Origin of the sequence: Pseudomonas nitroreducens (assembly GCF_014204515.1) — a bacterium.
GTDB classification, from domain to species: Bacteria; Pseudomonadota; Gammaproteobacteria; order Pseudomonadales; family Pseudomonadaceae; genus Pseudomonas; species Pseudomonas nitritireducens_A.
Genome location: NZ_JACHLI010000027.1, coordinates 79,259 through 90,756 on the forward strand (window position 1 = coordinate 79,259; position 11,498 = coordinate 90,756).

The 11,498-nt window shown below is 64.2% G+C and carries 10 protein-coding genes; 8 read left to right on the top strand and 2 right to left on the bottom strand.

Translation table 11 applies throughout. The annotated features are described in order from the left end of the window. Positions 1-8: 8 nt before the first annotated feature. Entirely contained in the window at positions 9-2,708 is a 2,700-nt protein-coding gene (locus HNP46_RS26365; protein ID WP_184594911.1) for a [protein-PII] uridylyltransferase, read from the bottom strand. A gap of 270 nt (positions 2,709-2,978) precedes the next feature. Beyond that, positions 2,979-3,761: a type I methionyl aminopeptidase gene (gene map / locus HNP46_RS26370; protein ID WP_184594913.1), complete on the bottom strand. Its 783-nt coding sequence runs from the start codon at positions 3,759-3,761 to the stop codon at positions 2,979-2,981. Between the two features lie 300 nt (positions 3,762-4,061). Here map and rpsB point away from each other — a divergent pair, with 300 nt between their 5' ends. The 8 genes from rpsB to rseP all read left to right on the top strand — a co-directional run bounded on the left by rpsB (position 4,062) and on the right by rseP (position 11,436). Next, positions 4,062-4,802, top strand: coding sequence for a 30S ribosomal protein S2 (rpsB, locus tag HNP46_RS26375; protein WP_045210003.1), 741 nt, complete (start codon positions 4,062-4,064; stop codon positions 4,800-4,802). Positions 4,803-4,927: 125 nt separating this feature from the next. Beyond that, positions 4,928-5,797 (top strand): translation elongation factor Ts, encoded by an 870-nt coding sequence (tsf, locus tag HNP46_RS26380; RefSeq protein ID WP_184594915.1) that lies wholly within the window; start codon positions 4,928-4,930, stop codon positions 5,795-5,797. A gap of 206 nt (positions 5,798-6,003) precedes the next feature. Next, positions 6,004-6,741, top strand: a complete 738-nt coding sequence (gene pyrH / locus HNP46_RS26385; RefSeq protein ID WP_017521181.1) for a UMP kinase — start codon at positions 6,004-6,006, stop codon at positions 6,739-6,741. Position 6,742: 1 nt separating this feature from the next. Next, positions 6,743-7,300 carry a ribosome recycling factor gene (gene frr, locus HNP46_RS26390; RefSeq protein WP_045210004.1) on the top strand — a complete coding sequence of 186 codons (558 nt, stop codon included), beginning with the start codon at positions 6,743-6,745 and terminating at the stop codon, positions 7,298-7,300. 16 nt (positions 7,301-7,316) lie between these two features. Further along, the gene (gene uppS / locus HNP46_RS26395; RefSeq protein ID WP_184594917.1) at positions 7,317-8,063 is read left to right on the top strand and encodes a polyprenyl diphosphate synthase; all 747 of its coding nucleotides are present in this window, start codon (positions 7,317-7,319) and stop codon (positions 8,061-8,063) included. A gap of 1 nt (position 8,064) precedes the next feature. Beyond that, the gene (locus tag HNP46_RS26400; RefSeq protein ID WP_184594919.1) at positions 8,065-8,880 is read left to right on the top strand and encodes a phosphatidate cytidylyltransferase; all 816 of its coding nucleotides are present in this window, start codon (positions 8,065-8,067) and stop codon (positions 8,878-8,880) included. Next, positions 8,877-10,067 carry a 1-deoxy-D-xylulose-5-phosphate reductoisomerase gene (gene ispC / locus HNP46_RS26405; RefSeq protein WP_184594921.1) on the top strand — a complete coding sequence of 397 codons (1,191 nt, stop codon included), beginning with the start codon at positions 8,877-8,879 and terminating at the stop codon, positions 10,065-10,067. Before HNP46_RS26400 ends, ispC begins: the two co-directional genes overlap by 4 nt. Before the next feature lie 16 nt (positions 10,068-10,083). Beyond that, entirely contained in the window at positions 10,084-11,436 is a 1,353-nt protein-coding gene (rseP, locus tag HNP46_RS26410; protein WP_184594923.1) for an RIP metalloprotease RseP, read from the top strand. Positions 11,437-11,498: the final 62 nt, after the last annotated feature.

The window sequence follows — 11,498 nt, forward strand, 5'->3', positions numbered from 1 at the left end:
CTTTCTTTCTAAATGCTGATTCGTACGGGCATGGATTGCTGGCCGCTGTCCGAGAGGATGTCCACCAGCGCGGTCTGGATGCGCTTGCACAGCTCCGGGTCGGACAGCGGCTGGTTGTGCGCGTCGGTGACGAAGAACACGTCTTCCACGCGCTCGCCCAGGGTGGCGATCTTGGCGTTCTGCACCGACAGGTCGAAGTCCAGGAACAGCCCGCCGATGCGCGCCAGCAGGCCGGGACGGTCGGGGGCGGTGACTTCCAGCACGCTGACCTGGCGCGCCGCGTCGGTGGAGATGGTCACCTGCGGGGCGAAGGCGAAGTGCTTGAGCTGGCGCGGCACACGGCGCTGGATGATGTTCGGGTAGTCGTCCGGGTCCTTCAGGGCGTTGACCAGGCCTTCACGGATTTCCTCGACGCGCGCCGGGTTGTTGCCGATCGAGCCGCCATCGGCGTCGAGCACGATGTAGGTGTCGAGGGTGAACAGGCTGGTGGAGGTGATGATCCGCGCGTCCTGAATGTTCAGGTTGAGCTGGTCCATCGCCGCCACGGTCACGGCGAAGAAGTCGTGCTGGTCGCCGGCATAGATGAAGATCTGCGTGCCGCCTTCGAACTCGCGCTGGGCGGTTTCCTTGATCAGCACCAGCGGCGTGCCGTCGTCCGGGTGCTGGAGGATGGCTTCGGTGTGCCAGGCCACGTCGGCGGCGGTGTGGCGCAGGAAGTAGTCGTCGCCCAGCTGGCTCCAGAGCTGCTCGGCGTCGTCCTGGTCGATGCCGCCGCGTACCAGGATGTCGATGGCCGCGCTCTGCGTCTGGCGAATCTGCTCCTCGCGGTCCACCGGGTTCTCCAGGCCGCGGCGCAGGGCGCGCTTGGTCTCGGTGTAGAGCTGGCGCAGCAGGCTGGCGCGCCAGGAGTTCCACAGCGTCGGGTTGGTGGCGTTGATGTCGGCCACGGTGAGCACGTAGAGGTAGTCCAGGTAGGTCTGGTTGCCCATCAGCTGGGCGAAGTCGTAGATCACCTGCGGGTCGGACAGGTCCTTGCGCTGAGCCGTGGTGGACATGATCAGGTGGTTCTGCACCAGCCAGGACACCAGATTGGTGTCCCATGGCGGCAACTGGTGGCGCTGGCAGAAGTGCTCGGCGTCCACTGCGCCCAGTTCCGAGTGGTCGCCGCCACGGCCCTTGGCGATGTCGTGGTAGAGGCCGGCGATGTAGATCAGCTCCGGCTTGGGCAGGCGCTCCATGATCTTGCTGGCCAGCGGGTACTTCTCCGCCATGTCCGGACGGCGCAGTTTGCGCAGGTGCTTGATCAGGTTGAGGGTGTGGGCGTCCACGGTATAGATGTGGAACAGGTCGTGCTGCATCTGCCCGACGATCAGGCCGAACTCCGGCAGGTAGCGGCCAAGGATGCCGTAGCGGTTCATCCGCCGCAGGTTGCGGTGGATGCCTTCCTGGCACTTGAACAGCTCGATGAACAGGCTGGTGTTGCGGATGTCGTGGCGGAAGTCGTCGTCGATCAGGTGCCGGCTGTCGCGCAACAGGCGGATGGTGTCGGCGCGGACACCCTTGATCTCCGGGTGCTGGGCCAGCAGCACGAAGATTTCCAGCAGGGCGAACGGGGTGCGCTTGAAGACATTGGCGTGGGTGACTTCCAGGTAGCCGTCGCGCAGCTGGAAGCGGCTGTTGAGCGACTGGATCTGGCCGTTTTCGCCGGCGCGCAGGATCACTTCCTCGAAGTGCTGGGTGATCAGGTCGTTCAGCTCGGAGACGGCCATCACCACGCGGTAGTACTTCTGCATGAAGCGCTCGACCGCAAGCTTGGCGTCGTTGCCTTCGTAGCCGAGCATCTTGGCGATGCTGCGCTGGTGGTCGAACAGCAGGCGGTCCTCGGCGCGGCCGGCGAGCATGTGCAGGGCGTAGCGGACCTTCCAGAGGAACTCCTGGCTGGAGGCCAGCACCGCGCATTCGCTCTCCACCAGGAAGCCTTCACGCACCAGGGCATGCAGGTTGAGGCTGCCGAAGTGGCGGCGGGCCACCCAGAGCAGCGTCTGGATGTCGCGCAGGCCGCCAGGCGAACCCTTGACGTTGGGTTCGAGGTTGTATTCGGTGTCGTTGTACTTGGTGTGGCGGTGGATCTGCTCCTTGCGCTTGGCCAGGTAGAACTGTCCGCTGGGCCACATCTGCTTCGCGCTGGTGGCTTCGAGCATGCGCTGGCGCAGGCTGTCCGGGCCGGAGATGGTCCGGCACTCCATCAGGTTGGTCACCACCGTGAGGTCGGCGCGCGCTTTCTCGGCGCATTCGGCCACCGAGCGCACGCTCTGGCCGACTTCCAGGCCGATATCCCAGAGCAGGGTGAGGAAGCCCTCGATGGGCTCGCGGAAGCTTTCCTGGTCCTCGCTGTCGAGCAGGATCAGCAGGTCGATGTCCGAGTGCGGGTGCAGTTCGCCGCGTCCGTAGCCGCCCACGGCAACCAGTGCGATGTCGGCGTCGTCGCCCCAGTCGAAGCGGGTCCAGGCCTGCTGCAGGATCTGGTCGACGAACCAGGCGCGATCCTCGATCAGCCGGCGGATGTCGCGGCCGCCGTTGAAGCGGGCGTCGAGCACCTCGTTGGCCTGACGAATGGCCTTCTTGAAGGCGGCGATGGGGCTGGATTTGAGGGCCAGTTCCGCCTGGAACTGCCCACGGTCGAACAATTCGGGATCCACCTGCGGCATGGCGGCCTTCCTGATCAATGGCTTAGGGGAGGGCAGGGGCAAGAGGGCAATCGGGCCTGGGCGCATGGCGCCAGGCCCGATGGCGGTGCCGGGCCGGGATGTATGTTCTACCCAGCCGTCGGCGAGATTGCAAACCACACAAAATCTGCTGCGCGTCGGCATAACTGCGTTAAAAACAGGCGAGGACTGCTCATTTACAGCACGTAAACTTCGCGTCCTCGCCTGTTTTTGCCTTGTTCTGCTCTAGCTCGCAAGATTTTGAACAACCATTCAGGCCGAGGTGCGCGGGAAGCTTTCGTCGTTGCGCAGGGTCAGGATCTCGTAGCCGTCGGCGGTGACCAGCACGGTGTGCTCCCACTGCGCGGACAGCTTGCGGTCCTTGGTGATGGCGGTCCAGCCGTCGCCCAGCAGGCGGGTTTCCGGGCGGCCCTGGTTGATCATCGGCTCGATGGTGAAGATCATGCCTTCCTTGAGTTCCAGGCCGGTGCCGGTGCGGCCGTAGTGCAGCACCTGGGGCTCCTCGTGGAACACCTGGCCGATGCCATGGCCGCAGTACTCGCGCACCACGGAGAAGCCGTTCTTCTCGGCGTACTTCTGGATCACCTCGCCGATGTCGCCCAGGCGCGCGCCCGGCTTGACCACGGCAATGCCCTTGTACATGCATTCCTGGGTGATCTGGCACAGGCGGTCAGCCCATTCCGGGGTCTTGCCGACCAGGAACATCTTGCTGGTATCGCCGTGGTAGCCGTCCTTGATCACGGTGACATCGATGTTGACGATATCGCCTTCCTTGAGCGGCTTGTCGTTGGGAATGCCGTGGCACACCACGTGGTTGATCGAGGTGCAGATGGACTTGGGGAAGCCCTTGTAGTTCAGCGGCGCCGGGATGGCCTTCTGCACGTTGACGATGTAGTCGTGGCAGATGCGGTCCAGTTCGTCGGTGGTGACGCCGGGCTTGACGTGTTCGCCGATCATTTCCAGCACTTCGGCGGCCAGACGGCCGGCGACGCGCATTTTCTCGATGTCTTCGGGCGTCTTGATGGTGACGGTCATGCGACTTCTCTGTCAGGCGCTGCGTACGCGCGGGTAAATAAGAGGAATACGCAAGTCTATCAGACTTGGCGCCCTTCTATTAAGGGCGCTACGGAGGGGCGCCAGGGTGTGCCGGGTGTCCGTGCGGGTTTTGTTCTGGGCGAGGTTGTGGTATAAAGCGCCCCGCTCCGGAGGCTACGGCCATTTCGGGGCATTAACCCACACATGCATCGACACGATGGCCTGGGTGCCTGGCGACACTGTCGCGGGGTTGGCCGTTGGGATGCATGGAGGCCTAACCCGACTTATCGAGGAACTATCATGTCCCAAGTCAATATGCGCGATATGCTGAAGGCCGGTGTGCACTTCGGCCACCAGACCCGTTACTGGAACCCGAAAATGGGCAAGTTCATTTTCGGCGCGCGTAACAAGATCCACATCATCAACCTCGAAAAAACCCTGCCGATGTTCAACGAGGCCCTGACCTTCGTTGAGCGCCTGGCCCAGGGCAAGAACAAGATCCTGTTCGTCGGCACCAAGCGTTCCGCCGGCAAGATCGTTCGCGAAGAAGCTGCCCGTTGCGGCATGCCGTACGTCGACCACCGTTGGCTGGGCGGCATGCTCACCAACTACAAGACCATCCGTCAGTCGATCAAGCGTCTGCGCGAGCTGGAAGTGCAGTCCCAGGACGGCACCTTCGCCAAACTGACCAAGAAAGAAGCTCTGATGCGCTCCCGCGACCTGGAAAAGCTGGATCGCAGCCTGGGCGGCATCAAGGACATGGGCGGTCTGCCGGACGCTCTGTTCGTGATCGACGTTGACCACGAGCGCATTGCTATCACCGAAGCCAACAAGCTGGGCATCCCGGTCATCGGCATCGTCGATACCAACAGCAGCCCGGAAGGCGTTGACTATGTTATCCCGGGTAACGACGACGCCATTCGCGCCGTACAGCTGTACCTGGGCTCGATGGCTGAAGCCGTGCTGCGTGGCAAGAACGCCGGCGGCGTGACTGCTGACGAGTTCGTCGAAGAAGCACCGGCCGAATCCGCCGAAGGCTGATTCCAGGACGTCCAGACGTCCTACGGTGAGCAGGAAGGGGGCTAGGCCCCCTTTTTGCCACCCTGAAGATTCCGCCCGGGTATCCGGGCGATCTGGTTTTGAGAACAACTCAAGAGGATTTCGAAATGGCAGAAATTACTGCAGCACTGGTCAAGGAACTGCGTGAGCGTACCGGCCAGGGCATGATGGAGTGCAAGAAGGCACTGGTAGCCGCCGAAGGCGATATCGAGAAAGCCATCGACGACATGCGCGCTTCCGGCGCCATCAAGGCAGCCAAGAAGGCCGGCAACATCGCCGCCGAAGGCGCCATCGCCGCCAAAGTGGCTGACGATGCCAAGTCCGCCACCATCATCGAAGTCAACTCGCAGACCGACTTCCTGGCCCTGCAGGACGACTTCAAGAACTTCGTGGCTGCCAGCCTGGACAAGGCTGTTGCACAGAAGCTGACCGACGCCGCTCCGCTGATCGCGGAACAAGAGCCGGCCCGTGAAGCCCTGGTTGCCAAGTGCGGCGAGAACGTCAACATCCGTCGCCTGGCTCGTACCGAAGGTGACGTGGTTGGCGCCTACCTGCACGGCCACCGCATCGGCGTTCTGGTCACCCTGAAGGGCGGCAACTCCGAACTGGCTCGCGACATCGCCATGCACGTCGCTGCCAGCAACCCGCAGTTCCTCGATCCGTCGCAGGTTTCCGAAGAAGCCGTGGCCAAAGAGAAGGAAATCTTCCTCGCTCTGAACGCCGACAAGATCGCCGGCAAGCCGGAAAACATCGTCGAGAACATGGTCAAGGGCCGTATCGCCAAGTTCCTCGCCGAAGCCAGCCTGGTTGACCAGCCGTTCGTCAAGGATCCGGAAGTCAAGGTCGGTGATCTGGCCAAGAAAGCTGGCGCCGAGATCGTTTCCTTCGTTCGTTTCGAAGTAGGCGAAGGCATCGAGAAAGTCGAAGCCGACTTCGCTGCCGAGGTTGCTGCTCAAGTAGCCGCTTCCAAGCAGTAATAGACAGTCTCACGACTGTCGCCCCGCAAGAGGCTGCCCGCTAACGCGCGCGGCCTCTTTGCCAAACTGGGGAAGCCAAAAGGGGCGGCTTCCACGGCGCAGGCCCGTCAGGCGGGTTTAAAGGCGCCGTAAGGCTGGCTGGTCCAAGCTTTCCGCCAAGCGCCCACAAGGCGCACAGCATTCAATCGCCGCAGGAGAAAAAGGTCATGGCTCAGCAGCTGAGCGCTCGTCAACCTCGCTATAAACGCATTCTTCTAAAACTGAGCGGCGAAGCCCTGATGGGCTCCGAGGAGTTCGGCATCGATCCCAAGGTGCTGGACCGCATGGCCCTGGAGATCGGCCAGCTCGTCGGTATCGGCGTGCAGGTCGGCCTGGTCATCGGCGGCGGCAACCTGTTCCGTGGCGCGGCGCTGTCCGCGGCCGGCATGGATCGCGTCACCGGCGACCACATGGGTATGCTCGCCACCGTGATGAACGGCCTGGCCATGCGCGATGCCCTGGAGCGCTCCAACATCACCGCCATCGTCATGTCCGCCATCTCCATGGTCGGCGTGACCGATCACTACGACCGTCGCAAGGCCATGCGCCACCTCAAGAGCGGCGAAGTGGTGATCTTCTCCGCCGGTACCGGCAACCCGTTCTTCACCACCGACTCCGCCGCCTGCCTGCGCGCCATCGAAATAGATGCTGACGTAGTACTCAAGGCGACCAAGGTGGACGGCGTGTACACTGCCGACCCGTTCAAGGACCCGAATGCCGAGAAGTTCGAACGTCTGACGTACGACGAAGTGCTCGACCGCAAGTTGGGCGTGATGGACCTCACCGCCATCTGCCTGTGCCGGGACCAGAAAATGCCGCTGCGCGTGTTCAACATGAACAAGCCCGGCGCGCTGCTGAATATTGTTGTAGGTGGTGCTGAAGGCACCCTGATCGAGGAGGATTGAGATGATCAACGAGATCAAGAAGGAAGCACAGGATCGCATGGGCAAAACCCTGGAAGCCCTGGGTCATGCCTTCGCCAAGATTCGTACCGGCCGTGCGCACCCGAGCATCCTGGACAGCGTGATGGTGTCCTACTACGGTTCCGACACTCCGCTGCGCCAGGTGGCCAACGTCACCGTGGAAGATTCCCGCACCCTGGCCCTGAGCGTGTTCGACAAGAGCATGATCCAGGCCGTCGAGAAGGCCATCATGACCTCCGACCTGGGCCTGAACCCGGCTACCGCCGGCACCACCATCCGCGTACCGATGCCGGCCCTGACCGAGGAAACCCGCAAGGGCTTCACCAAGCAGGCCCGTGCCGAAGCCGAGCAGGCCCGCGTCTCCGTACGCAACATCCGTCGTGATGCCCTGGCTCAGCTCAAGGACCTGCAGAAAGAGAAGGAAATCAGCGAAGACGAAGAGCGTCGCGCTGGTGATGATGTGCAGAAGATCACCGACAAGTTCGTCGCCGAGATCGAAAAGGCCCTCGAGGCCAAGGAAGCGGACCTGATGGCCGTCTGACGGCCGGGCTCTCGTCATGGAAAAGACCAAGCAGGTGACGCACGTGCCCCGGCACGTGGCGATCATCATGGACGGCAACAACCGCTGGGCGAAGAAGCGCCTGCTGCCCGGCGTCGCCGGGCACAAGGCCGGCGTGGATGCCGTCCGTGCGGTGATCAAGACCTGTGCCGAGGCGGGCGTCGAAGTGCTGACGCTGTTCGCCTTCTCCAGCGAGAACTGGCAGCGCCCGGCCGAGGAGGTCGGCGCGCTGATGGAGCTGTTCCTCATGGCCCTGCGCCGTGAGGTGCGCAAGCTCAGCGCCAACGGTATCCGCCTGCGCATCATCGGCGACCGCAGTCGCTTCGCGCCGGAGCTGCAGGCCGCCATGCGCGAGGCCGAGGCGCTGACCGCCAATGGCTCCAGCATGCTGCTGCAGGTGGCGGCCAACTATGGCGGCCAATGGGACATCACCCAGGCTGCCCAGCGTCTGGCCCGCGAAGTGCAAGCCGGCCACCTGGCGGCGGAAGAGATCACCCCGGAGCTGATCCAGGGCTGTCTCACCACCGGCGACCAGCCGCTGCCCGACCTGTGCATCCGCACCGGCGGCGAGCACCGCATCAGCAACTTCCTTCTCTGGCAGCTGGCCTACGCCGAGCTGTATTTCTCCGATCTCTACTGGCCCGACTTCAAGCACGAAGCCATGCAGGCTGCGTTGCAGGATTACGCCTCGCGTCAGCGCCGCTTCGGCAAGACCAGCGAGCAGGTCGAGGCCGAGGCACCCTGACATGTTGAAACAACGCATCATCACAGCGCTGATCCTGCTACCGATCGCGCTGGGTGGTTTCTTCCTGCTCGACGGTGCGGCGTTCTCGCTGTTCATCGGCTTTGTCGTGAGCCTTGGCGCCTGGGAATGGGCGCGCCTGGCCGGCTACAACGAACAACCCGCCCGTGTCGGCTACGCCGCCGTGGTCGCCGCGCTGATGCTGGTGCTGGCCTGGCTGCCGCAGCTGGCCGGTGCCGTACTGGTGCTGGCGCTGCTCTGGTGGGCCCTGGCTATCGTCATGGTGCTGACCTACCCGGACAGCGCGGCGAACTGGGGCGGCCGCTGGCGGCGCCTGCTGATCGGCCTGCTGATCCTGCTGCCGGCCTGGCAGGGCCTGGTGCTGCTCAAGCAGTGGCCGCTGTCGAACTGGCTGATCGTCGCCGTGATGGTGCTGGTCTGGGCTGCCGATATCGGCGCCTACTTCTCCGGCAAGGCTTTCGGCAAGCGCAAGCTGGCCCCGCGGGTCAGTCCCGGCAAGAGCTGGGAAGGCTTCTTCGGCGGCATGGCGCTGTGCCTGGCGATCACCGTCGCGGTGTCCATCTACCGTGACTGGAGCGTCCGCGAGCTGCTGCTGGCGCTGCCTTGCACGGCCATCGTGGTAGCCCTGTCGGTCATCGGCGACCTCACCGAAAGCATGTTCAAGCGCCAGTCGGGCCTCAAGGACAGCAGCAACCTGCTGCCCGGCCATGGCGGCGTACTGGACCGCATCGACAGCCTGACCGCTGCCATCCCGGTCTTCACCGCGCTGCTCTGGGCCGTGGGCTGGGGTACGCCGTGAGTCATCCGCAGTGGATTACCGTGCTGGGGGCGACCGGTTCGATCGGCCTCAGCACCCTCGACGTCATCGGGCGTCACCCGGATCGCTATCGCGTCTTTGCCCTCAGCGGCTTCTCACGCCTCGCCGAGCTGGAATCGCTGAGCCTGCGCCATCGGCCGCGTTTCGTGGTGGTGCCGGAAGCTGAGCAGGCGCGTGCGCTGCAGGATCGCCTGGGCTCGGCAGGTCTGGATGCCCGGGTGCTGGTCGGCGAGGCCGGGCTTTGCGAGGTTTCCGCCCATCCCGAAGTGGATGCGGTGATGGCGGCCATCGTCGGCGCTGCGGGTCTCAAGCCCACCCTGGCTGCCGTTGAGGCTGGCAAGCGGGTCCTGCTGGCCAACAAGGAGGCGCTGGTGATGTCCGGCGCGCTGTTCATGAATGCCGTGCGCGCCAGCGGCGCCGTGCTGCTGCCCATCGACAGCGAGCACAATGCGATCTTCCAGTGCATGCCCGCGGACTATGCCCGTGGGCTGGGCAATGTCGGCGTGCGCCGCATCCTGCTGACCGCTTCAGGCGGCCCGTTCCGCGAGACGCCGCTGGAGCAGTTGGTCGACGTGACGCCAGAGCAGGCCTGTGCGCACCCCAACTGGTCGATGGGGCGGAAGATTTCCGTCGACTCGGCCAGCATGATGAACAAGGGCCTGGAGCTGATCGAGGCCTGCTGGCTGTTCGATGCGCCGCCGTCGAAGGTCGAGGTGGTGATCCACCCGCAGAGCGTGATCCATTCCATGGTCGACTACGTGGATGGCTCGGTGCTCGCCCAGCTGGGCAATCCGGACATGCGCACGCCCATCGCCCACGCCATGGCGTGGCCCGAGCGGATCGATTCCGGCGTCTCGCCGCTGGACCTGTTCACCATCGCCCGCCTGGACTTCAACGCTCCCGACGAGCAGCGCTTCCCCTGTCTGCGTCTGGCTCGCCAGGCCGCCGAGGCCGGCGGCAGTGCGCCGGCGATGCTCAATGCGGCGAACGAGGTGGCCGTCGCGGCGTTCCTCGAGCGGCGCATCCGCTTCACCGATATCCCGGTTATCATCGACCAGGTGCTGAACCGCGAGGCTGCGGCGCCGGTCGAATCGCTCGATGCGGTACTGGCAGCCGACCAACGCGCGCGCGCGGCGGCACAGGCCTGGTTGCAGGAACACGGGCGTTGAGCCCGAGGAGGTAGCGATGAGCGCCCTTTATATGGTGGTGGGACTGATTGTCGCCCTCGGCGTCCTGGTCACGTTCCATGAATTCGGTCACTTCTGGGTCGCCCGTCGTTGCGGGGTCAAGGTGCTCCGCTTCTCGGTGGGCTTCGGCACGCCGCTGGTGCGCTGGCACGACCGCCAGGGCACCGAGTTCGTCGTGGCCGCCATCCCCCTGGGCGGCTATGTGAAGATGCTCGACGAGCGCGAGGGCGATGTCCCCGCCGAGTTGCTCGACCGCGCCTTCAACCGCAAGACCGTGTTCCAGCGCATCGCCATCGTCGCCGCCGGCCCGATCGCCAACTTCCTGCTCGCCATCCTGTTCTTCTGGGTCCTGGCGATGCTGGGCAGTCAGCAGATCAAGCCGGTGATCGGTTCGGTGGTGGCCGACAGCCCGGCGGCCCTGGCGGGCCTGGCGGCGGGGCAGGAAGTCGTCGCGGTGGATGGCGAGGCGGTCGATGGCTGGAGCAGCGTCAACCTGCAGCTGGTCCGGCGTCTGGGCGAAACCGGTGAGGTAGGCGTCTCGGTGCTGGAGAAGGGCTCGACGCTCCCCGCGCTGCATCAGGTGCGCATCAGCTCCTGGCTCAAGAACGAAGAGAATCCCGATCCCATCGGTGGCCTGGGCATCCAGCCCTGGCGACCGGTGGTCGCAGCCGTGGTCGCCGAACTGGACGACAAGGGCCCGGCCAAGGCTGCCGGCCTGCAGATCGGTGACCGACTCGTCAGTCTGGATGGCGAATCGGTCACGGATTGGCAGCAGGTCGTCGAGCGCGTCCGCGCCCGTCCCGATGCCAGGGTGCAGCTGGGCATCGAGCGTGCCGGCCAGCGCGAGGAGCTGTCCCTGACCCTGGCTGCCAAGGGCGAGGGCAAGGCCCGTGCCGGCTACCTGGGCGCCGGCGTCGCAGGTGGCCAGTGGCCGGCGGAAATGCTCCGCGAAGTGAGTTACGGCCCGGTGGCCGCAGTGGGGCAGGCGCTTTCCCGAACCTGGTCGATGAGCCTGCTAACTCTGGATTCTCTAAAGAAAATGGTGCTCGGACAGCTCTCGGTAAAAAACTTGAGCGGGCCGATAACCATTGCTAAAGTGGCGGGCGCTTCAGCCCAGTCCGGCGTAGGGGATTTTCTGCATTTCCTCGCCTATCTGAGCATCAGCTTGGGGGTTCTCAACCTGTTGCCGATTCCTGTCCTCGATGGCGGGCATCTGCTGTTCTACATGGTCGAGTGGGTGCGTGGTCGCCCACTGTCGGAGCGGGTCCAGGCTTGGGGGATGCAAATTGGCATCAGCCTGGTAGTCGGGGTCATGTTGTTGGCCCTGGTCAACGATCTGAGTCGACTGTAACCCGCCATTGGATTTCGGATCTGCCGCCACCTTGCGGCAGATTCTCTATTTGTCAGTTGGAA